The 22,227-nt window shown below is 73.1% G+C and carries 14 protein-coding genes, 1 tRNA gene and 1 pseudogene; 11 read left to right on the top strand and 5 right to left on the bottom strand.

The genetic code is table 11. The annotated features are described in order from the left end of the window. Positions 1 to 38 precede the first annotated feature (38 nt). From ACZ42A_RS20920 to ACZ42A_RS20910, 3 genes are all read right to left on the bottom strand, one after another. Positions 39 to 2,342: a hypothetical protein gene (locus ACZ42A_RS20920; protein WP_468528728.1), complete on the bottom strand. Its 2,304-nt coding sequence runs from the start codon at positions 2,340 to 2,342 to the stop codon at positions 39 to 41. Between the two features lie 3 nt (positions 2,343 to 2,345). Beyond that, positions 2,346 to 2,417: transfer RNA gene (locus ACZ42A_RS20915), tRNA-Ser, on the bottom strand. A gap of 97 nt (positions 2,418 to 2,514) precedes the next feature. Then, positions 2,515 to 3,123: a TetR/AcrR family transcriptional regulator C-terminal domain-containing protein gene (locus ACZ42A_RS20910; RefSeq protein WP_468528727.1), complete on the bottom strand. Its 609-nt coding sequence runs from the start codon at positions 3,121 to 3,123 to the stop codon at positions 2,515 to 2,517. Between the two features lie 153 nt (positions 3,124 to 3,276). Here ACZ42A_RS20910 and ACZ42A_RS20905 point away from each other — a divergent pair, with 153 nt between their 5' ends. From ACZ42A_RS20905 to ACZ42A_RS20895, 3 genes are all read left to right on the top strand, one after another. After that, on the top strand, positions 3,277 to 4,755 hold the full coding sequence (locus ACZ42A_RS20905) for an APC family permease (RefSeq protein WP_468528726.1): 1,479 nt from the start codon (positions 3,277 to 3,279) through the stop codon (positions 4,753 to 4,755). Positions 4,756 to 4,809: 54 nt separating this feature from the next. After that, positions 4,810 to 6,381: an amidohydrolase gene (locus tag ACZ42A_RS20900; RefSeq protein ID WP_468528725.1), complete on the top strand. Its 1,572-nt coding sequence runs from the start codon at positions 4,810 to 4,812 to the stop codon at positions 6,379 to 6,381. A gap of 90 nt (positions 6,382 to 6,471) precedes the next feature. Further along, positions 6,472 to 9,366, top strand: coding sequence for a SpoIIE family protein phosphatase (locus ACZ42A_RS20895; protein ID WP_468528785.1), 2,895 nt, complete (start codon positions 6,472 to 6,474; stop codon positions 9,364 to 9,366). A gap of 34 nt (positions 9,367 to 9,400) precedes the next feature. On the opposite strand, the gene ACZ42A_RS20890 is transcribed toward ACZ42A_RS20895, so the two are convergent. Next, entirely contained in the window at positions 9,401 to 10,390 is a 990-nt protein-coding gene (locus ACZ42A_RS20890; RefSeq protein ID WP_468528724.1) for an acetylxylan esterase, read from the bottom strand. 230 nt (positions 10,391 to 10,620) lie between these two features. On the opposite strand from ACZ42A_RS20890, the gene ACZ42A_RS20885 reads away from it, so the two are divergent. Genes ACZ42A_RS20885 through ACZ42A_RS20860 form a run of 6 tightly spaced genes read left to right on the top strand, consistent with a single transcriptional unit; the run spans position 10,621 to position 18,313 of the window. Beyond that, the gene (locus ACZ42A_RS20885; RefSeq protein ID WP_468528723.1) at positions 10,621 to 11,547 is read left to right on the top strand and encodes an ABC transporter permease; all 927 of its coding nucleotides are present in this window, start codon (positions 10,621 to 10,623) and stop codon (positions 11,545 to 11,547) included. Beyond that, positions 11,541 to 12,413 carry a carbohydrate ABC transporter permease gene (locus ACZ42A_RS20880; RefSeq protein WP_468528722.1) on the top strand — a complete coding sequence of 291 codons (873 nt, stop codon included), beginning with the start codon at positions 11,541 to 11,543 and terminating at the stop codon, positions 12,411 to 12,413. Before ACZ42A_RS20885 ends, ACZ42A_RS20880 begins: the two co-directional genes overlap by 7 nt. A gap of 14 nt (positions 12,414 to 12,427) precedes the next feature. Further along, positions 12,428 to 14,083 carry an ABC transporter substrate-binding protein gene (locus ACZ42A_RS20875; protein ID WP_468528721.1) on the top strand — a complete coding sequence of 552 codons (1,656 nt, stop codon included), beginning with the start codon at positions 12,428 to 12,430 and terminating at the stop codon, positions 14,081 to 14,083. Continuing rightward, complete coding sequence (locus ACZ42A_RS20870) at positions 14,080 to 15,588, top strand: GH39 family glycosyl hydrolase (protein WP_468528720.1); 1,509 nt, start codon at positions 14,080 to 14,082, stop codon at positions 15,586 to 15,588. The genes ACZ42A_RS20875 and ACZ42A_RS20870 overlap by 4 nt, the downstream gene beginning before the upstream one ends. After that, positions 15,585 to 16,307 carry a hypothetical protein gene (locus ACZ42A_RS20865; RefSeq protein ID WP_468528719.1) on the top strand — a complete coding sequence of 241 codons (723 nt, stop codon included), beginning with the start codon at positions 15,585 to 15,587 and terminating at the stop codon, positions 16,305 to 16,307. The genes ACZ42A_RS20870 and ACZ42A_RS20865 overlap by 4 nt, the downstream gene beginning before the upstream one ends. Then, on the top strand, positions 16,304 to 18,313 hold the full coding sequence (locus tag ACZ42A_RS20860) for a beta-galactosidase (protein WP_468528718.1): 2,010 nt from the start codon (positions 16,304 to 16,306) through the stop codon (positions 18,311 to 18,313). The genes ACZ42A_RS20865 and ACZ42A_RS20860 overlap by 4 nt, the downstream gene beginning before the upstream one ends. A gap of 7 nt (positions 18,314 to 18,320) precedes the next feature. On the opposite strand, the gene ACZ42A_RS20855 is transcribed toward ACZ42A_RS20860, so the two are convergent. Continuing rightward, positions 18,321 to 20,324, bottom strand: a complete 2,004-nt coding sequence (locus ACZ42A_RS20855) for an alpha-glucuronidase (RefSeq protein ID WP_468528717.1) — start codon at positions 20,322 to 20,324, stop codon at positions 18,321 to 18,323. Between the two features lie 171 nt (positions 20,325 to 20,495). On the opposite strand from ACZ42A_RS20855, the gene ACZ42A_RS20850 reads away from it, so the two are divergent. Together ACZ42A_RS20850 and ACZ42A_RS20845 are read left to right on the top strand one after the other, a co-directional pair. Beyond that, positions 20,496 to 21,620, top strand: coding sequence for a PP2C family protein-serine/threonine phosphatase (locus ACZ42A_RS20850; protein ID WP_468528716.1), 1,125 nt, complete (start codon positions 20,496 to 20,498; stop codon positions 21,618 to 21,620). Positions 21,621 to 21,856: 236 nt separating this feature from the next. Continuing rightward, positions 21,857 to 22,225: pseudogene (locus tag ACZ42A_RS20845) on the top strand (RICIN domain-containing protein); the annotation flags it as partial. Positions 22,226 to 22,227: the final 2 nt, after the last annotated feature.

The following is a 22,227-nucleotide window of genomic DNA, read 5'->3' as shown; positions in this document are numbered from 1 at the left end:
GAGCACTGATCCGCACGGGCGAGCGAAGCCTTTCCCGGTCAGCCCGCCCGCATCCAGTGCCGGTCCGTGGTCCAGCCGAGCAGTCGGCGGGCCCGGCCGCCGTCCGCCGTGCCGTCGGAGTCGAAGGTGCCGCCCTCGGCGGCCCACCGCAGCCCGTGCAGGGCCGGTGCCAGGCGGGTGGCGACGTGGGCGGGGTGGCGGGACGTCTCCTCGTCCAGCCGGGCCAGGACGTCCCGCTGCTCTTCCGGTGTGCACAGGGACAGGTGGAAGAGCATCTGCCGCCAGGCGTATGCCGTGTCCTTGATGATGGCCAGGGGGCGCGGGTGGTGGTGGACGCGTGCGGTCAGCCGGCACACCGTGACGAAGCAGCGGCGGGCCAGTTCGGCCCAGCCGGGGTCCGGGGCGATGCCCACGCGGTGCACCAGCGTGGCCAGGTTGTGCGTGGTGAGGATCTGGGCCTGTTCGATGATCTTGCCCTCGGCCGCGACGGACCAGGACCGCTCGGGGCCCGTTCCCGCCCGCTCGGCGCACAGCTGCGCGAAGCCCGGTGACGTCCGCGCGCCGTGGGCACGGCTCAGGGACGCGCCCGCCTCGGCGATCGCCAGGTTGCGGACGGCCCGGTAGTCGATGCCGTAGTAGCGCTCGTACAGCGTGCCGGTGAGGAGTTCGGCCGCGATCCTCGCCGCCGTGAGGAACTTCGGGCTGAACGTGCCCATGAAGATGTCGGCGGCCAGCTCCTCCACGAACGGAGCGCCCAGGTCGGCCTGGCGGCCCAGCACGCTCAGTTCGCGGACGAGCGGGTTGGGCAGGATCGTGCCCGGGAAGGCCCGCACCGCCAGCTCGCCGAGCTGCCGCAGGACGGTGAGGGCGCTCGTCTCCGCCGCGTCGTCCTCGCGCCGCCCGGCCACCGCCCGCACCCACGGCAGTTCCTCGACCCGCACCTGCCGCTCCAGATTGAGCAGCAGCAGGGAGCGGCGGTTGCGGAACGCCCGGTAGTTCGCGGCCATCAGCGTGCGCAGCGTCTCCTCGCCGTACGCCTGAGCGGTGGTCACGGCGACCAGCTGCGGCACCAGTTCGGCCAGGACCTCGGCGGACGGTACGACGCCCCGGTCCACCAGCGTGCCGACGGGGGCGCTCAGCGCGGCCTCCACCGGCCGGCGGACCGCCGACGGCAGCACCGCTCCGGCCGGCAGGCCGGTCTCGCGGCTCTCCTCCGCCGTCACCGGGGTGAGGAGCGCGGCGGGGTCCGGGGTGCCGGTGTCCTGGGGCAGCGGCGCGAGCCGGCCCACCACGAGACGGGCCAGCGCGTGGTGCGAGGGGAGCGCCGCCTGCCCGGCCTGCTGCAGGCGCAGTGCGGTGTGCGGGGCGGAGCCGGGCAGACCGCGCCGCCGCACCATGCTCGCGACGGCGTGCCGCAGCAGGCCCAGCCGGCGCGGGTCCAGCGGGCGTCCGGCGACCGTCTCCTCCAGCGCGCCGCGCAGAATGCCCAGGTTCTCCTTGGGGTTGCGGTGCTTTCCGCACCGGGTGTGGCGCGCGGCCAGTGCCCGGTAGCGGTTCAGCAGGGCCGCCCCGCGCGCCTGCCAGTGGGCGTCCGGGGCGCGTCCGAGTACGCGGCCGTCGTCGCCGGCCGTCTCCAGCCAGTGCGCGAGGAGTTCGTCGGCGAACGGCAGCCATACGGTGAGCGCCTCGCGCTGGGTCTCGACGGCGGCGTTGGGCCGCCGCCGTATCAGGGTGTCCACCGCGTCGGAGACGGTGTGCCGGTGCACCGCCTCGGCACCGTCCGGCGCGGGCTCGGCCGTCGGCCGGGGCAGGAACCGCAGCCGTCCGGCGAACGGCTCCAGCTCGGCCAGCAGGTCCAGCGCTCCGGCCGTCTCCCCGTGCCGCACCAGCCAGGCCACCGTGAGCAGCGCGGCCTCCTCGGGCACGGTCACCTCGTACCGGCCGCCGTCCAGCAGCGTCCACAGCCAGTCGAGACCGGCCTCGGTGAGGCAGTGGCCGAACAGCGCGCGCCGGTCGGCCGGCAGCCCGAAGTGCCGGGCGACCTCCGTCTCGTACGGCTGCAGCGGGCCGCCCGCGCTCGCGGTGCCCGTGGCGAAGCCGCCCCGCACCACCTCGGGGGTCACCCAGGCCGGGAGTCCGGTCACGGGAGTGCGGGAGCCGACCTTCAGCCGGCCGTCCGCCATCCCCGCCAGCACGGCGCGCCAGCGCTGCCCGCGGACCGTCGCCCGTTCCCGGGTCCCGGCGTCCTCGTGGGTCAGCGCGGTCACGAAGGCCCTGGCCAGCTGGGTCCGCGCGTAGGACGGGGCCGCGGTGAGGTGCTGCTGCTCAGCGTCGTCGTTCATAAGCCGGCGTGGCAGGTTCCGCCCCTGCGCCCTCCGGGTCTCAAGCCCGGTGCTCTGCTGCTGAGCTACACGCCGTTGATCAGGTGATCAGCCGAGACGTTATGCGCGGGGGCTGGGGCCGGACAACCGAATTCCCGCGCCACGGCGGGGTTTCTCCGCCGCGGCCGCACTCCTACGCCCCCTCCAGCCGGCGCCGCGCGTCCGCGAGGAAGCCCTCCAGGGCGACGTCGAACGCCTGGTCCGCGCGGCGGCCGCCGACGGCGTCCAGGGCCTCGGCCAGCCGCGGGGTCGCCGTGGCGTCGGCGATCTCCCACATGGTCTCGGGGGCGGCGAGGTCCAGGGCCGAGCCGAGGACCAGGTTCTCCAGGGCGGTGAGGACCGGCATGACGTCGGGCAGCGGGAAGCCGGCGTCGAGGAGGAGGGTGACGGCCCGCTCGTACTGCGCGAGGACGCGGGGCGCGCGGACCGGGTTGGTCATCAGCAGCGGGATGGTGCGCGGGTGGGCGGCGAAGGCGGCCCGGTAGGAACGGGCCCAGGCGGCCAGCGCCCGGTCCCAGGGCCGTAGGTCGAGGGTGTGGGCGTCGATGCCGTCCGTCACGCGCTCGCGCAGCAGCTCGACGATGCCGTCCCGGCCGTCCACATGGTGGTACAGCGAGCCGGTCTGCACGCCGAGCCGGCGGGCGATCCGGGGGACGCTGAACTCGCCCTCGGCGTCGACGTGTTCGAGTGCGGCGGTGGTGATGCGCTCCCTGTCGAGCAGGGGTGTGCGCGGCCGTCCCATGGCGTGTGTCCCCCTCAAGGGTCTTCCCGAGTCTCTGAAGGGGAGGTTACATTGCGAAAACCGAAAGCCTTTAGGTTTACCGGCGCCGGACACCCCGCACGCCCGCCCCCCGTCCCTCTCGTCGTCTCCGACGCAGCCAGAAGGGCTTTCCCCGTGCCCGTCACCAGCTCCAGCAAGAGCGCCGCCGACGCTGCCGCCGACACCGCCCCGGCCCTGCGCACCGGCTCGCTCGGCACCGCCGACATCGCCTTCTTCGTCGTCTCCGCCGCGGCCCCGCTCACCGTCATGGCCGGTGTCGCCCCGCTCGCGATCCTGCTCGGCGGGATCGGCGCTCCCGTCGGCTACCTGCTCGCCGGACTCACGCTCGCCGTCTTCGCCATCGGCTTCACGACGATGAGCCGCCACGTCCGCAGCGGCGGCGCCTTCTACGCGTACATCACCCGCGGACTCGGCCGCGCCGCCGGCATGGGCGCCGCGCTGCTCGCCCTGATCGGCTACAACGGCATGGCGATCGGCGTCTACGGCCTGCTCGGCACCGCCACCCAGGACACCGTGCACGCCCTGACCGGCGCGGATATCCCGTGGCTGCCCGTCTCGCTCGCCGGCCTGCTGCTCATCGGCTACGGCGGGTACCGGTCGATCGACTTCGGCGCCAAGGTCCTCGGCGTGCTGCTCGTCGCCGAGACCGGCATCCTGGTCCTGCTCGCCGCCGGAGTGCTCGTGAAGGGCGGCGCGCACGGACTGTCCCTCGCCTCCTTCGCGCCGGACAACGTGCTGGTGCCGGGCCTGGCGGTGGTGCTGGCCTTCGCGTTCGCCGCGTTCACCGGCTTCGAGTCGACCGTGATCTACCGCCGCGAGGCCCGCGACCCGGCGCGCACCGTGCCGCGCGCCACCTACGCGGCGGTCGGCTTCCTCGGCCTGTTCTACGCCTTCGTGGTGTGGATCGCGATCCAGGCGTTCGGCGACGCGGAGGTCGTCGCCGCGGCCGGGAGCGACCCCGCCGGGCTCTTCTTCGCCGCCATCACCACCTACGTCGGCGCCTGGGCGGCCGACCTGATGCACATCCTCATCGTCAGCAGCGTCCTGGCCTCCCTGCTGGCCTTTCACAACGCCATCAACCGCTACGGCCTCGCCCTCGCCGAGGAGGGCATCCTGCCCAAGGCGCTGGCCCGGGTGCACCCGCGACACGGCTCGCCCTACGTCGCCGGCCTCGCCCAGACCGCCCTCGGCGCCGTCGTCGTCCTCGCCTTCGCCGTGGCCGGAGCCGACCCGTACGGGCAACTGCTGCTGTGGGTCAACACCCCCGGCATGCTCGGCCTGATGGCCCTCCAGCTGCTGGCCGCACTCGCCGTGCCGCTGTACTTCCGGCGGATCAGCCACAGCGAGGGCGTGGTACGCACCGTGGTCGCCCCCGTCGTCGCCGCGGCGCTGCTCACCGCGGCCCTCGTCCTGGTCGTCGCCCACCTGGACCAGTTCACCGGCGCGTCCGCGACGGTGAACACCGTGCTCGCCGTTCTGGTTCCCGCCGTCTTCCTCGCCGGGCTCCTGTTGGCCCGGCGACTGCGCCGCCACCGGCCCGAGGTGTACGAGCGGTTCGCGGCCGAGCCCGTACCCGACGCGGACATCGACTGACCCACCGACGCGGACATCGACTGACCCACCACCCGTATCCGACAAGGAGCCCGTATGCCCGCCGCAGACCTCGTCCTCACCGGTGCACGTGTCCGCACGCTCGACCCCGACCGGCCGTACGCCACGGCGGTCGCCGTGCGCGACGGGCGGATCGCCGCCGTCGGGGAGCGGGACGACGTACGCGACTGGCGCGGATCCGGAACCGAGGTCGTGGACCTGGGCGGGGCCTGGCTCGTGCCGGGGCTGGTGGACGGTCACAGCCACCCCGTGTGGGGCCTGGACATGGCCACCGGGCTCGACCTGTCCACCGTCACCGACCTCGACGGACTCCGCGCGGCGCTCGCCTCGGCGGAGCGGACCGACGGCTGGGTGGTGGGCTTCGGGCTCGACCACAACGTGTTCGGCGGGCGGGCCGTCGACCGGGTGCTGATCGAGGACGTACTGGGGGACACCCCGGCCTTCCTGCGGCTGTACGACGGGCACTCGGCTCTCGTCACCGGGGCCGCGCTCACCGCGGCGGGCGTGACCGGGCCCCGGACGTTCGCGCAGCGGTCCCACCTCGCCGTCGACGCCGACGGACGGCTGACCGGGCATCTGGTCGAGCACGCCGCGATGGACCTGGTCACCGCGGTCATGCCGCGTCCGGCGTACGGAGAACGGCGTGCGCGGCTGGTGGAGTTGCTGTCCGCGATGGCGGCCACCGGGCTCACCGGCGCCCATGTGATGGACCTCGGCGACCCCGAGCTCGTCGGGGCCGTCGCGGAGGAGACCGTCCTGCCGCTGCGGCTGCGCTTCGCGCCCTGGTGCATGCCGGGCGCGGACCACGACGACCTGGCGGAACTCGTCGCCCGGCAGGGCCTCGGCGGGCGGCACTGGCGGGTCGGCGGGGTGAAGTTCTTCATGGACGGCACCGTCGAGGGCGGCACCGCCTGGCTGGAGCACCCGGACTGCCACGGGCAGGGCACCGAGGCGTTCTGGCCCGACCCGGCCGCGTACAGCGAGGCCGTCGGCTTCCTGCACCGCGCCGGGGTGCGCACCGCGACTCACGCGATCGGTGACGCGGCCGTACGCCATGTCCTGGACACGGTGGCGGCGCTCGGGCCGGGGGCGCGGCTCGCGCACCGGATCGAGCACATCGAGTCGGTGCCCGACGACACGGTCGGGCGCTTCGCCGAGCTGGGCGTCATCGCCTCCATGCAGCCCCCGCACACCGGCTACACCCGCGCCGACCGGTCCGACGAGTGGTCCCAGCGGCTGGGCGAGACCCGCGCCGGACGGGCCTGGCGGCTGCGGGACCTGCGGGACGCGGGCGCGATCGTCGCCCTCGGCTCGGACTGGCCGATCGCCCACTACGACGCCCGCGCCGTACTCGCCACCGCGCGGGCGCCGCGGGGAGCGGCCTCCGCGCGGGCCGGACTCACCGGTCTCCAGGCCCTGGAGGGCTGCACCACCCACGCGGCCCTCGCCGCCGGTGAGCCGGCTGTCGCCGGGCGCGTCGCCGAGGGGTTCCGCGCCGATCTGACCGCCTTCGGTCTCGACCCGGTGGAGGCCCCGGCGGACGAGCTCGCCCAGGCACCGGTACGGCTCACCGTGACCGGTGGGCACATCGTCCATCGAGAGGTCTGAGCGTGTTGTGATGCAGGTCACGCAAGGTCTAGGGTGAAAACCGCCTGGCGTGGATCCCCGCGGTGAGGACGGCGTCGCCGGGTGAGGGAAGTGGTCCCGTTGACCATCGCCTGGGACGACATCGGCGGGCTCGTCGATGCGCATGAGCGGTTTCTGGCCGGCGCGCGGGTGGAGTCGGTCGTCAGGGACGCGGTGCTGGACTCCTGGAAGCGGTGCCGGTCCGTGGGGGTCCAGCCGCATGACCTGCTGATCCCGTACACACCGGACCTGGTCATGGAGGACCCGTTCCTCCGCGCCGCCGACCCGGTGCTGGAAGCGCTGGCCGCGTCGCTGGCGAACGTCAGCATGACCGTCGTGCTCTGCGACGGGCAGGCCCGGATGATCCAGCGGCAGGGCGGGGACCGGCAGCTGCGCGACCGGCTCGACGAGGTGCACTTCGCCCCCGGCTTCTGCGCGTCCGAGGAGGCCGCGGGGACGAACGGGGTCGGTACCGCGCTGACCGAACGGCAGCCCGTGTACGTGGTGGGACGGGAGCACTTCGCCGACTGTCTCTCGCCGTTCGCCTGCGCCGGGGCGCCCGTGCGTCATCCGCTCAGCGGGCGTGTCGAGGCGGTGCTCGATCTCACCTGCCTCAGGGACGACGGCGATCCGGCGATGCTCCGGATGGTGCGGGAGGCCGCCCGGGACATCGAGGCGCGGCTGCTGGAACAGGCCACGGAGCGGGAGCGGGCGTTGCTCGCCGCGTACCGGCGGACCTCGCGGCCGGGACCGCCCGAGCCGCCGGAGCACGGGAACGGGGACGCGCTCGGGCGGGTCGACCTGGCCGTGCTGCGGGAGAAGGCCGAGGAGCTGATCGCCACACCGCACCGCACCCTCGACGAGGTCACCCTCTCCGGCGGCCGGGTGGCGACGCTGCTGCGTCGGCCGATCCAGGGCGCGGCGGGGGAGACCGGTGTGGTCATCGAGGCGAGGGTGCTCGGCGGACCGCGACTTCGCCATGTGGGGCCGGCGGCAGCGGCGCCCGTGTCCGGTGGGGTGGCGGCAGCCCCCGTGTCCGGTGGGGTGGCGGCAGCGGCCCCCCTGTCCGACAGGGCGGCGGCAGCGGCCCTCGCGTCCGGCGGCGTGGCGGCGCCGGCACCCGCCGCCGCTCCAGCCGCCGCCGCACCCGCCGCCTCGCCCGCCGTCGTCATGCGGACCGTCGTACCGCGCACTCCGGCGACGGCCACGGCGACGGCGACGGCGACAGCGACAGCGACGGCAAAGGCCCCGGCCCCGGCACCGACCGCGGCCGACTCCGCCCACGGCCGTCTCCTCCTCCTCGGGGAGCCGGGCGTGGGGCGCCTGGCGGTGCTGGCGCGGCGGCGGCTGGAGTTGCTGCACGACGCCGGCGTGCGCATCGGGACCACCCTGGACGTGACCCGGACCGCCGAGGAGCTGACGGACGTCACCGTGCCCCGGTTCGCCGACTTCGCCGCCGTCGACCTGCCCGACGCCGTGCTGACCGGCGAGGAGCCGGGGCCGCTCGGCGCGACCGCCCCGCTGCGCCGGGTGGCCCTGGGTGCCGTACGGGAGGAGCCGGGGCTGTGCGGGGTCGGCGCGTCGGTCGGGCACGCCCCGGGCACGCCGCAGGGCCGCAGCCTGGACACCGGGCAACCGGTGCTGGAACCGGCGCTGTCCACGCCCGCTGTGGCGGGCGTCCACTCGCTGATCACGGTGCCGCTGCGGGCGCGCGGCGCCACCCTCGGCCTGGTCAGCTTCTACCGCTCCGACCGGCCCGAACCCTTCGAGGACGACGATCTGTCCCTCGCCCAGGAACTGGCCGGGCGCGCGGCGATCTGCGTCGACAACGCCCGCCGCTACACCCGCGAGCACACCACCGCCGTCGCCCTCCAGCGCAGTCTGCTGCCGCGCGGGCGGCCCGAGCAGAGCGCGGTGGAGGTGGCGTACCGGTATCTGCCCGCGCAGGCCGCCGGGGTGGGCGGCGACTGGTTCGACGTGATCCCGCTGTCCGGGGCGCGGGTCGCGCTGGTCGTCGGCGACGTGGTCGGGCACGGACTGCACGCCGCCGCCACCATGGGCCGGCTGCGCACCGCCGTGCACAACTTCTGCTCCCTGGACCTGTCGCCCGACGATCTCCTCACCCACCTCGACGACCTGGTCGGACGGCTCGACCGGGGCGAGGGCTGGGAGGCGGAGAAGACTCACCCGGACTCCGGGATCGTCGGCGCCACCTGTCTGTACGCCGTCTACGACCCGGTGTCCCGGCACTGCACCCTCACCCGCGCGGGGCACCCCCTGCCCGCGGTGGTGGACCCGGACGGCCGGGTGGACTTCGTGGACCTGCCGTCGGGGCCGCCGCTCGGGCTCGGCGGGGTGCCGTTCGAAACGGTCGAGCTGGAGCTGGCCGAGGGCAGCCGGCTGGTGCTGTACACCGACGGCCTGGTCGAGGACCGGCACCGGGACATCGACGCCGGCCTGGAGCGGCTGCGCTCCGTGCTGGCCTCCGGCGACCGGTCGCCGGAGGACACCTGCGAGGCGGTGCTCGACGCTCTGCTCCCGGACAAGCCCGCGGACGACGTGGCCCTGCTGGTCGCCCGGACGCACACGCTGGGGCCGGACCGGGTCGCCGAGTGGGAGCTGCCGAGCGACCCGGCGGTGGTCTCCCGCGCCCGGCTGGCGGTCATCGAGCAGCTGGCCGCCTGGGGCCTGGACGACTTGGCCTTCACCACCGAACTGGTCGCCAGCGAACTGGTCACCAACGTCATCCGGCACGCGACCGGCCCGGTCGGGTTGCGGCTGCTGCGCGACCGCGCGCTGATCTGCGAGGTCTCCGACGGCAGCAGCACCTCGCCCCGGCTGCGCCGCGCCCGCAGCGAGGACGAGGGCGGCCGCGGGCTCTTCCTGGTCGCCCAGCTGACCGAGCGGTGGGGCACGCGGTACACCACGGACGGCAAGGTGATCTGGACCGAGCAGCCGCTGCCCTGACCCTCAGGGACCCCTCAGGGGCCCTCGGGGACCCTCAGGGCGCCAACAGCTCGCCCAGCCAGTCGAGTTGGCGCCGTACATGCGCCGCCTCGCCGCCCTCGTGCCCGTTGAACGGGTAGGCGTGCAGCTCCCGGCGCGGATCGGTGCCGGTCAGCTCGCCGTAGCGGTGACAGGCGGCGTACGCCCCGCTGGGCGGGCAGACCGTGTCGCGCAGGCCGACGCCGAAGTGGGCGGGGGCGGTGGCGCGGCGGGCGAAGGAGATGCCCTCGACGTATCCGAGGGTGCGCAGGGCGGCCGTCTCGGCGCCGCGGTGCACGGCCAGGTAGGCGCTGATCTCGCCGTACGGGCCCGCGTCGGTGAGGTCGAGGGCGCGGCGGATGCCGCACAGCAGCGGGGCGGTGACCAGGACGGCCGCGAGGTCCGGGACCAGCCCGGCGACGGCCAGCGCGAGCCCGCCGCCCTGGCTGTTGCCGGCCGCCGCCACCCGCGCCGGGTCCACCCCGGGCAGGGCACGGAGTGCGGCGACCGCGCGGACCGCGTCGGTGATCAACCGCCGGTAGTGGTAGTCGTGCGGGTCCAGGAGCCCGCGCACCGCGGGTCCCGGGCCGCCGGGGGCCATGGCGTGCGGATCCGGGGTCGCGCCGCCGCTGCCGTACTGGTCGCCCTGGCCGCGGTTGTCCATGAGCAGATGGGCGTACCCGGCGGCGGCCCAGGTGAGCCGTTCGTGCGGCAGTCCCCGGCCGCGGCCGTACCCGGCGTACTCGACCACGGCGGGCAGCGGCCCCGATGCCCCCGCCGGGCGGGTGTACCAGGCGCGCACCGGGTCGCCGGCGAAGCCCGGGAACGCCACGTCCCAGGTGTCGACCAGCCGCAGTCCGGTGGCCACCGGGCGGGCGGACAGCACGGGGTCGGCCGGTTCGGCGTCCTTCAGCGTCGCCTGCCAGAACGCGTCGAAGTCGGCGGGCTCGTCGGGGACGGGGCGGTGGTTCTCCAGTTGGTCCAGCGGCATGTCGAACGCGGGCACGGGGCACCTCCCAGGACTCAGAACAGGGTTACCCCTCCGATCGTTACGTTCATGCCTCTGAAACTTTCGAATCCCCAGCGCGCCGAAAATCCCCTGCTCATGCGGGAGTTCAATGGATCGGGACGTCAATCCCGCCCAACTCGTCGTCCTGCGCCACCCATTGACACCCCTCTCACCCCCACTTAAGTTGCGGCACCATTGCCGGAACATTCGTGGAGGCATGAACTCACATGACCAACCGGACCGTCACGGCGCGCCGCACCTGGCGGCAGGCGCTGCGCCGCGACTGGCAGCTGTACTCGCTGGCGGTGCTGCCGCTGCTGTTCTTCCTGGTGTTCCGCTATCTGCCGATGATCGGCAACGTGATCGCCTTCCGCCGCTTCGAGCCCGGCGGGTCGATCCTGGGCGAGGAGTGGGTGGGGCTGCGCTATGTGGAGATGTTCCTCAGCGACCCCACCTTCTGGCAGGTCTTCCGCAACACCCTGTGGATCGGCGCGCTCACCCTCGTCTTCTGCTTCCCGATCCCGATCGTGCTGGCGCTGCTGCTCAACGAGGTGCGCACCCGCGCGCTGAAACGATTCGTGCAGTCGGTGTCCTACCTGCCGCACTTCCTGTCGATCGTGATCGTCGCGGGCATCACCCTGCAGATGCTGTCGACGGACGGCCCGGTCAACCACGTCCTCGGCTGGTTCGGGCACGAGCCGATCCGGTTCATCCAGGAACCCGAGTGGTTCCGCACCATCTACGTCGGCTCGGAGATCTGGCAGACCGCCGGCTGGGGCACGATCCTCTACCTCGCCGCGCTCACCACGATCGACGACGACCTGTACGAGGCGGCCCGCATCGACGGCGCCAACCGCTGGCAGCAGATCTGGCACGTCACGCTGCCCGGCATCCGGCCCACCATGATCACCCTGCTGATCCTCAACATCGGCACCTTCATGGCGGTCGGCTTCGAGAAGATCCTGCTGCTGTACAACCCGCTGACCTACCCGACCGCCGACGTCATCTCGACGTACCTCTACCGGACGGGTGTGGAGTCCAACAGCTTCAGCTACGCCGCCGCGATCGGCCTGTTCGAGGCGATCATCGGCCTGGTCCTGATCACCAGCGCCAACCAGCTCTCGCGTCGCACGGTGGGGACGAGCCTGTGGTGAAGCCGAGCCGTTCCTACCGCGTCTTCCAGGGGATCAACGGGGTCGTCCTCACCCTCGTCGTGCTGGTCACCCTGTACCCCTTCGTCAACATCATCGCCCGCTCCTTCAGCGGCGAACGGCAGATCCGGGCCGGTGAGGTGACCCTGTGGCCCAAGGGCTTCAACCTCACCACGTACGACATCGTCTTCCACGACGCGATGTTCTGGCGGAACTACGGCAACACCGTGCTCTACACGGTCGTCTCCACCGCCATCGCCATGGTCCTGACGACCTGTTATGCGTACGTCCTGTCGAAGAAGCACCTCAAGGGACGCGGTGTCCTGGTCGGGATCTCCGTGTTCACCATGTTCTTCACCGGCGGGCTCATCCCCAACTACGTGCTGATCACCAGCCTCGGACTGAAGAACACCATCTGGGCGCTGGCCCTGCCGAACGCGATCAGTGTGTTCAACCTGCTGGTGATGAAGGCCTTCTTCGAGAACCTGCCGAACGAGCTGGAGGAGGCCGCGCAGATCGACGGGCTCAGCACGTACGGCATCCTGGCGCGGATCGTGCTGCCGCTGTCGAAGGCGGTCATCGCCACGATGGTGCTGTTCTACTCGGTGTCCTTCTGGAACTCCTGGTTCGGGGCGTTCCTCTACATGGACCGCACCGAGCTGATGCCGGTCACCGTCTACCTGCGCAACCTCATCGCGGGCGCGACCGGCGGCGGCAACGCCGGCGCGGGCGCCGAACAGCTCAGCCAGGTCGGGGCGAACATCCAGGCCGTCACCATCGTGCTGACCTCGCTGCCGATCCTCTGCGTGTACCCGTTCGTCCAGCGCTACTTCGTCTCGGGCGTGATGCTCGGCGCGGTCAAGGGCTAACCAAAGGAGCAAGCGTGAAGAACGCAGGACAGCTGTCGCGGCGTCAGGTCCTCGCCGCCGCCGGCTTCGTCGGTCTCGCCGCCACCCTCGCCGGCTGCGGCGGCGACGGGGGCGGGGACTCCAAGGACCTGTCCAAGAAGCAGGACGGCGCGATGAAGAACTACCGCGCCGGAGAGCGGTTCAAGGCGGCCAAGCCGCTCACCTTCGAGGTGCTGCACAACAACAACCCGGTGTATCCCATGAAGGGCGACTGGCTGTTCTGGGAGGAGCTGACCAAGCGCACCGGCGTCACCCTGAAGCCCATCGCCGTGCCCCTGGCCGACTACGAGAAGAAGCGCAGCGTCCTCATCGGCTCGGGCGAGGCCCCGTTCCTGATCCCGAAGACGTACCACCCCTCCGAGGTCCCCTTCGTCTCCTCCGGGGCGATCCTCCCGGTCAGCGATTACGTCCACCTGATGCCCCACTTCCAGGCGACGGTGAAGAAGTGGAAGCTGGAGCCGGAGCTGGACTCCATCCGGCAGTCCGACGGCAAGTTCCATCTGCTGCCCGGCCTGCACGAGAAGGTCAAGTCCGGCTACTCGCTCGCCCTGCGCACGGACGTCCTGGACCGGCTCGGCCTGAGCCTGCCCACCACCTGGGACGAGGTGTACGAGGTCTTCCGGGCGATCAGGGCGGAGTACCCCGACCGCTACCCCTTCTCCGACCGCTGGAGCACCAACACCCCCTACCCGGCCGCCGCCCTGTTCAGCTACCTCGGCCAGGCGTACGGGGTGCGGGCCGGCTGGACGTACACCAACATCAGCTGGGACGCGAACGCGCGGACGTTCGTCTTCACCGGGGCCACGGACGCCTTCCGGCAGATGATCGAGTACGTGCGGAAGCTGGTCGCCGAGAAGCTCGTGGACCCCGAGAGCTTCACCCAGACCGACGACGAGGCCGTGCAGAAGCTGCTGGGGGAGAAGTCCTTCGCGATCAGCGCCAACCCGCAGGAGCTGGTCCAGAACTACCGCTACAACCTGGAGAAGCAGGTCGAGGGCGCGAAGATCGAGATGGTGCCGGTGCCGATCGGGCCCGCCGGCCCCGTGGTGCTGGGCGGCGCCCGCCTGGAGAACGGTGTGATGATCGCCGGCAAGGCGCTCGAAAGTGACAACTTCGTCGCGTTGATGCAGTTCGTGGACTGGCTCTGGTATTCGGACGAGGGCCAGCGGTTCGCCCGGTGGGGCGTCGAGGGCGTCACCTACACCCGCTCCGGCGGCCGGTACCGGCCGAAGGACGGCATCAGCCTCCTGGGCTCCGACCCGGACGCCCCGAAGGACATGCAGAAGGACTACGGCTTCTACAACGGCGTCTTCGCCTACGGCGGCAGCTGGGAGCTGGTCTCCTCCATGTTCGGGCCCGACGAGCAGAGGTTCCAGGACGCCATGGCCCAGCGGCGGCAGCTGCCCGTCGACCCGGCCCACCCGCTGCAGTCCGTGGAGCAGGAGCAGGCGTCGCTGTGGGAGACCCCGCTGCGTGACCACGTCACCCAGAACACCCTCAAGTTCGCCCTCGGCAAGCGCCCGCTGTCCGAATGGGACGACTATGTCGCCGAGCTGAAGGCGAAGAACATGGACCGGCTCGTCGACCTGCACAACAAGGCCCGCGAACGCTTCGAGAAGGAGAACGGGTGATCCGCGTCCCCGACGGACCGGGCCGTCCGTTCCCCGACGCCTGGCGCTTCTGCGTCGGCACCGGACGCCTGGACCTCGCCCTGCGCCGCGACTACCAGGAATCGCTGGCCCTCCTCCAGAAGGACATCGGCTTCCGGCACCTGCGGGGCCACGGTCTGCTCAGCGACGGCATGGGCGTCCACCGCCCCTACACCTGGGAGGGCACCCGCCGCGTCCACCACTCCTTCACCTACGTCGACCAGGTCGTCGACGCCTGTCTGGAGCTGGGTATCCGGCCCTTCCTGGAACTCGGCTTCATGCCGGAGCAGCTGGCCTCCGGCGATCAGACGGTCTTCTGGTGGCGCGGCAACGTCACCCCGCCCCGCGACGAGCGCGAGTGGGCGGCCCTGGTCCGCGCCACGATCGGGCACCTCGTCGACCGCTACGGCCTCGACGAGGTGCGGACCTGGCCCATCGAGGTGTGGAACGAACCCAACCTGCCCGACTTCTGGCAGGGCGCGGACGAGGCGGCGTACCACCGGCTGTACGAGGTCACGGCAGTCACCGTCAAGGAGGTGGACGCCTCGCTCCAGGTGGGCGGGCCCGCGATCTCGCCCGGCGCGGACGACTGGCTGGAGCGGTTCGCCGAGTTCACCGAACGGCACGACCTACCCGTCGACTTCGTCTCCAAGCACGCCTACACCTCCGGCCCGGCCCAGCATGTGCCGTTCGGCTCGTACCAGACGCTCGCCCCCGCGGAGCAGCTGCTGGAGCAGTTCACCGCGGCCCGCGAGCGTCTGAACGGCACCCGCCTGGCCGAACTCCCCGTCCACATCACCGAATTCAACTCGTCCTACTGCCCCGACAACCGCATTCACGACACCGCCTTCAACGCCGCCTACCTGGCCCCCGTCCTCGCCCGCGGCGGTGACCACGTCGACTCCTTCTCCTACTGGACGTTCAGCGACATGTTCGAGGAGGCCGGCGTCCCCACCGCGCTCTTCCACGGCGGCTTCGGGCTGCTCACCCACCGGCAGGTGCGCAAACCGACGTACCACCTGTACACCTTCATGGCCCGCATGGGCCCCGACCTGCTCGCCCGAGGCGACGACCACCTCGTCACCCGCCACCCCGACGGCCGCGTCATCGTCCTCGCCTGGGCGCCCGTCGACCCGACGGGCGAGACGCCGGGGCCGGAGCGGCACCGGGTGCGGCTGCTGCTGCCCCTCGACGCCGCGGAGGCCTTCGTCCGCCGGTCCACCGTCGACGAGGAGTACGGCAACGCCCGCACCGCCTGGCAGCGCATGGGCAGCCCCCGCTCACCCGACCGGCACCAGCTGGACATCCTGCACGAAGCCGCCGAGCCGGGGCGCCGGCATCTGCGGCTGCCGGTGGCCGACGGCCGGGTGGACCTGGACCTCACACTGGCCCGGCACGAGGTCACGCTCGTCGAGGTCAGCCCGGTCCGGGACGAAAGCCCGCCCTGGGAGGACGACCGACGGCTGCTCGGAAGGCGCCCGGAGTGAGCGCGCCGACGGTCTCCTTCGGCACCGGACCGCTCTCCCGGGCGGCCGCCCTGGTCCACACCCTCCTCACGGTCGAGGCCCTGCTGCTGGCGGCCGCCGCACCGGGCCTGGCAGGACTGCTCCTGCTGGGCCCCGACCCGTCGAACCTGCCCCTGGCCGCCGTATGCCTGCTGCCGCTGGGTCCGGCGGTGTCCGCCGCCGTCTACGCCCTGCACCACCGCAGCCGCGACCTCACCGATCTGCGTCCGGCCCGCGCCTTCCGGCGCGGCTGGCGGCTGAACGCCGTCCCGGCGCTGAAACTGTGGACGCCGCTGCTCGGCTGGCTCACCCTCATCGCCTTCACCCTCACCCACTTCTCCGCGACCGGCCTGCCCGGCTGGTGGGCCGCGCTGCTCGCGCTCATCGGTGCCGGATCGCTGCTGTGGGGCGCGCACGCCCTGCTGCTGACCTCGCTGTTCACCTTCCGCGCCCGGGACACCGCCCGGCTCGCCGCCTGGTTCCTGGTCCGGCACGGCAGCGCCACCCTCGCCGCCGCCTCGCTGCTGGTCCTGGCCGCCGGGCTGACCGCCCTGCTCACCGAGGTCCTGCCCGCCCTGCTGGCCGCACCGCTGCTGCTGTCCCTGCTGCACGCCGGCCGCCCCGTGATCACCGAGACGGAGAAGGAGTTCACCGAGAAGGGGAGGGACTTCACCGAGTCGCAGAAGGAGTTCACCGTATGACCGCTCCCCGCACCGACCGGATCCCGTACGGCGGCGACCACAACCCCGAGCAGTGGCCCGAGCCGGTGTGGGACGAGGACCACCGGCTCTTCACACGGGCCCGGATCGACACGCTCACGGTCGGCGTCTTCGCCTGGTCCCTCACCCAGCCCGCCGAGGGCACCTACGACTTCACCGTGCTCGACCGGATCCTCGACCGGGCCGCCGCCGAGGGCCGCCGGGTCTGCCTGGCCACCGGTACGGCCGCCCGGCTGGCCACGGCGTACCCCGAGGTCAACCACACCGACTTCGAGGGCCGCCGGCACCGCTACGGCCAGCGCCACAACTTCTGCCCCAGCTCACCGGCGTACCGACGCTTCGCCACCGCGCTCGCCGGACGGCTCGCCGAACGCTACGCCACCCACCCGGCCCTGCTCGCCTGGCACATCAACAACGAGTACGGCGGCCCCTGCTACTGCGAGCTGTGCGCCGACGCCTTCCGCGCCTGGCTGCGCGAGCGGCACGGCACCCTCGACGCCCTCAACGACGCCTGGTGGACCACCTTCTGGTCGCACCGCTACACCGCCTGGGAGCAGATCGAGCCGCCGAACGCCCTCACCGAGCACTGGCGCGGCCCCGACCACACCGCCTTCCAGGGCATCACCCTCGACTACTTCCGCTTCACCACCGACGCCCGGCTCGGCTGCTTCACCGCCGAAAAGGAGGCGATCCGCGCCCACGACCCCGCGACCCCCGTCACCACCAACTTCATGGGCATGTTCCGCCCCCTCGACTACCACCGCTGGGCCCCGCACCTCGACTTCGCCTCCTGGGACAGCTACCCGCCCCTCGACGCCCCGCCGACCTGGCCCGCCCTCGCCCACGACCTGATGCGCGGCCTGAAGGACGGGGCCCCGTTCTGGCTGATGGAGCAGACCCCGTCCACCACGGCCTGCCGGGACGTCAACCCGCTGCGCCGCCCCGGCGAACTGCGCCTGGCGAGCTGGCAGGCGGTCGCGCACGGCGCGGACGCGGTGCTGTACTTCCAGATGCGGGCCTCGCGCGGCGCCTGCGAGAAGTACCACGGCGCGGTCATCGGGCACGCGGGCCGGGACGACACCCGGGTCTTCCGCGAAGTCGCGGCGCTGGGCGAGGAGCTGGAGTCCTTCGGGAGCCACTCGCTCGGCGCCCGCACCCCCGCCCGGACCGCCCTGCTCTTCGACTGGGACAGCTGGTGGGCGCTGGAGATCTCCGACGGCCCCTCGCGGCTGGTCCGCTACCAGGACGTCGTGCACGCCTACTACCGGGCCGCGCGGGAGGCGGGCGCCGACGTGGACGTGGTCCCGGTGACGGCGGACCTCGGGCCGTACGACGTGGTCCTCGCGCCCGTGCTGCACCTGGTGAAGGGCGATCTCGCCGCCCGTCTCGAAGCCGTCGCCGCGCGCGGCGGCACGGTCCTCACCACCTTCCTCTCCGGCCGCGCCGACACCCACGACCGGGCCTTCCTCACCGATGTGCCGGGACCGCTGGCACCCCTGACGGGGGTGCGGGTGGACGAGTGGGACGCGCGCCCGGCGGACGTCGTCAACCCGGTCCTGCTGGGGGATCTCCGCGTGGACGCCCGGCTGGTCTTCGAGATCGTGCTGCCACGCGGCGCCGAACCCGTAGGGGTCTACCAGGAGGACTTCTACGCGGGCACGCCCGCCGTCACCCGGAACCGGTTCGGGGACGGCGAGGGCTGGTACGTCGCCACCGCGCTGGACCAGCCCGGCGTCGACTGGGTCGTGCGCCGGGTCCTCGACCGGCACGGCCGGATCGGCCCGTACGCCGGCCACCGCGACGTGGAGACCGCGCACCGCGTCGCCCCGGACGGCACCCGGCTGCTCTTCCTCCTCAACCACGGTGCCGGGACGGCCCACCTGACCGCCCACGCCGGCGGGACGGACCTGCTGACCGGCAAGCGGGTCGAGCGGGGCGACGCGCTCCCGCTCGACCCCCGGGGCGTCGTCGTCCTGCGGCTTCGGTAGAACCGCTTCAGTGGATCCGGCGGCCGTGCGCGTCCGGCACGCCGGACTTGCGGAAGAAGTAGCTGTTGATGTGGTCCCGCCACTCGCGGGCGCTGCGCAGCTGCTCCTCGTACCGCTCCGCCACGCGCGCGTGCCGCCCCGGCTCCACCAGGTCCGCGAGCGAGGCCCAGACGCGCCGGGCCTCCTCGACCTCCTCGACGCCCTCGAAGTGGGTGTCGTAGATGTGCTGGATGACCGTCTTGCCGCTGTGCAGGACGTGGTCGTAGGGCACGTGGTGGAAGAACAGCAGCAGCTCGTCGGGGCAGGTGTCCGGCGACTCGTACAGCGCCGACCAGGGCTTGGCGTACTGCGCGGCGTAGCCGGTGCCGGTGGCGCGGCTGCGGTCGACGCCGACGCCGTCGCGGTCGGCGAAGTGGTAGGTGCCCCAGGGGCTGTACTCGTAGCCGTCCACGCTCGGCCCGTAGTGGTGCCCCGGCTGCACCATGAAACCGACGCCGAGCGGGGCGGTGTACTTCTCGTACGTCCGCCACGAGTCCTTCAGCACCGCGTACACCCCGGCCCGCAGCCGCGCGGGCTCCTTCGTGCGCTCGGGTGTGAAGGTCAGCTCGATCCACTCGCCGAGGATCCGGTACGGATTGGCGTCGGGCTGCCAGCCGAGCCGGCCGACGGTGTAGAGGTTGGCCTGGGCGAGCGGGTGGCCGGTCCAGTAGGGGTCGTCCCCGGCGTTGGAGACGGCGACGAGACCGCCGCGCGCCAGCTCCCCGACGCTCGCCCCCGTCTCCCCCTCCGGGCGGAACCGCAGCACCTCGCTCCACATCGGCGCCAGCGCGCACACGTGCCGCTGCTGGCCGGTGTACTCCTGGGTGGCCTGCAGCTCCACCGCGATCCGGGTGTCCGGCATGGCGCCGATGACGGGGGAGACCGGCTCGCGGACCTGGAAGTCCATCGGGCCGTGCTTGACCTGGAGCACCGCGTTGGCGCGGAAGGCGCCGTCGAGCGGGGTGAAGTGGTCGTAGGCGGCCCGCGCGCGGTCCGTGGAGCGGTCCCGCCAGTCCTGGCGGTGGTCATAGACGAAGGCCCGCCAGTGCACGGTGCCGCCGTACGGGGCGAGCGCGTCGGCGAGCAGGTTGGCGCCGTCGGCGTGCGTACGGCCGTACGCGAACGGGCCCGGCTGGCCCTCCGAGTCGGCCTTCACGACGTACCCGCCGAAGTCCGGTATCGCCGCGTACACCCGCCCGGTCGCCTCCGCCCACCAGGCGCGCACCGCCTCGTCCAGCGGATCGGCGGTCGGCAGGCCGCCGAGGACGACGGGCGCCGCGAAGGTCACCGAGAGGTGGGTGCGGATGCCGTACGGACGGAACGCGTCCGCGAGCGCGGTCACCTCGTCGAGCCGGTCGGTGAGCAGGCGGGCCTCCTCCGCGTGGACGTTGACGTTGTTCACGGCCACCGCGTTGATCCCGCTCGCCGCGAGCAGCCGCCCGTAGGCCCGTACGCGGTCCAGGTCGCCGCGCGCCACGCCGTCCCGCCAGAACAGCGAGCCGCCCGCGTAGCCGCGCTCCACCTGGCCCATCACCGGGTGCACCGAGATGTTGTCCCAGTGGTCGAGCATGCGCAGGGCGAGCGCCGGGCGGTGCCTCTCGGGTTGCCGCTCGCCGGTGAAGGCGGCCGCCCCGAGGCGTACGACGTGGAAGAGGCCGTGGAGCAGGCCGTGCGGGGCGGCGGCGGTGACCGTGGTGCGGCCGTCGCGCCGCTGGAGGAGGAACCCCTCCCCGCCGAGCCGGTCCCGGTGCTCGGGGCGGGTGCGCAGCAACAGGTCGCAGGGCCGGGCGGGGTCCGGCTCCGCCACCCGGGCGGCCTCGCCGCCGAAGGCCGCGCAGGCCGCCGCCGCCTCGCCGTACACCGTGTCGGCCAGGAGGCCGGTCCCGTGGACGAGGACACGGCGGGAGCCCAGGGCGCGGAAGGCCTCCGGAGGCAGCCAGGCGGGATCCGGAGCGGCAGCGGACGCGGTCAAGGAGAACCCCCTCGGGTGCGCGGGCGGCGGGAGAGCAGGGGAGAGCGGGAAAGCCGGGGAACCGGGGACAGCCGGGGAAAGCCGTGGAAAGTATGGCCCGGGGCGGGCGGGCGCGGGAGAGGGCGATCACGGGGTGATGCGCGGTGTGGCCTGGTTTGGGACGCTTTGAGGGTGGTCGGGGTCGCGCGATGGATCCGCTACCGGCGCGGACCGGCGGGCGCCGGTCCGGCCCGGCTGGCCGCGCTGCGCTCGGCCGTCGCCGGCATCGGCACGACTCTCGACGAGAGCGCCACCTGCGCGGAGCTGACCCGGTCGGTCGCCCGGCACATCGGCGGGGTCGCGGCCGTGCTGCGCGGCACGCAGTACACGGCGGTGAGCGGGGACCCGGACCTGCTGAGCAGGCACCGGATCACCCGGGTGCCGGTCGCCAGCGGGGCGGACCACTACGGGACGCTCGTCTGCGCACGCGGCGCGGGTCGGCTGACCCGGAGGGAGACCGACGAGCTGCTGCTGCTCGCCGAACGGGCCGCCTCGCACATCCGGCACGCCCGCGAGCACGGACGGCTCAGCGGGCTCGTCGGCGACCTCCAGCGGGCGCTGCTCACCGAGCCCGGGCAGCCGCACCAGAACCTGGACGTCGCCCTGCGCTACCTGCCCGTCGGGCAGAGCACCCTCGTCGGCGGCGACTGGTGCGAGACCGTACGGCTGCACTTCGGGCGCACCCTGCTCGTGGTCGGCGACGTCATGGGCCACGGCCTGGAGGCCGCCGTCGACATGACCGCCTACCGGCAGGACCTGCGCTACATGGCCTCCGCCGACCTCCCTCCGCACCGTGTGCTGCGCCAGCTCGACGACATCGCCGCCGGGGCAGCGGACCGCCGGCCCGCCACCTGTCTGATCGCCCGCGTCGACCCCGCGCGCCGCCAGGTGACCCTGGCCAGCGCCGGCCATCTGCCGCCCGCCGTGATCGACGCGCAGGGCGGCACCTCGCTGCTGCCGGTGCCGGTCGGACCGCCGCTGGGCACCGGCCTCGGCGGCTACGAACCGGCCACCCACGGACTTGCGGCGCCCCAGGCGCTGCTGCTGTTCACCGACGGCCTCGTCGAACGCCGCGGCGAGGACATCGACCGCTCCCTGGACCGTCTGGCCGCCCTCCGCTTCACCGCCGGCGCCGGCCTCGACGCCATCCTCGACACCGTCCTCGCCCGCCTCGACGCCCAGCACGCCGAGGACGACGTGGCGGTCCTGGCGGCCCGGCCGCGGCCACGGCCGGGGGCGGGCGGGGAGAATCCCTGAGTTCGGGCGAGGAAAACTCCTGATCTTTTTCCGACGGCACGGCAACTCCCGCGCACGCGGCGGCGACTGACGGCTGGAACGGGGGTTCCGGCAAGTCGTCGAACGAGAGTGATCACGTGAGCGAGAGAGCAGCCCCGCGCCGGTCCCGGCGCAGGAGCAACGGACGCCGCAGGACCGTAGTCGTCACCGTGCTGGCCACGGCGCTGACCGGGGGAGCGGTCGTCACCGGAGTACTGATGTCGGCGTCCGCGTCCGGCCCGGGCGCCGGAACCTACCGGCTGGTGAACGCCGCCGACGACACCTGTCTGACCGCGCCGGGCACGAGCGGCGCCCAGGTCGCGTCGGCGGCGTGCGCCGGCGACGCCGCGCAGGTGTGGCGGCTGGCCGACACCGACGGCGGGTTCACCGTCACCAACGGCACGCTCTGCGCCGGCGTCAAGGACGACTCGGTGTCGGCCGGCAAGCCGGTGCAGCAGCAGGCCTGCGACGGCGGCGACGTCCAGGTGTGGCGGCTGAGCAAGTCCGGCGAGGGATACCACGTGGTCAACGCGGGCAGCGACAAGTGCCTGAACGTCAAGGCGGGGCTGGTCCAGCAGAACTCCTGCGA

Source organism: Streptomyces sp. NPDC030838, from assembly GCF_055572035.1.
Note: the sequence above shows the minus strand (reverse complement) of the source record. Positions and strands in the feature narration are given on the sequence as shown.

Bases quoted from the DNA above. Each gene is read 5' to 3' on its own strand.
- ACZ42A_RS20885 (WP_468528723.1), top strand. From the start codon at position 10,621: ATGACCAACCGGACCGTCACGGCGCGCCGCACCTGGCGGCAGGCGCTG.
- ACZ42A_RS20910 (WP_468528727.1), bottom strand. From the start codon at position 3,123: ATGGGACGGCCGCGCACACCCCTGCTCGACAGGGAGCGCATCACCACC.
- ACZ42A_RS20860 (WP_468528718.1), top strand. From the start codon at position 16,304: ATGACCGCTCCCCGCACCGACCGGATCCCGTACGGCGGCGACCACAAC.
- ACZ42A_RS20920 (WP_468528728.1), bottom strand. From the start codon at position 2,342: ATGAACGACGACGCTGAGCAGCAGCACCTCACCGCGGCCCCGTCCTAC.
- ACZ42A_RS20900 (WP_468528725.1), top strand. From the start codon at position 4,810: ATGCCCGCCGCAGACCTCGTCCTCACCGGTGCACGTGTCCGCACGCTC.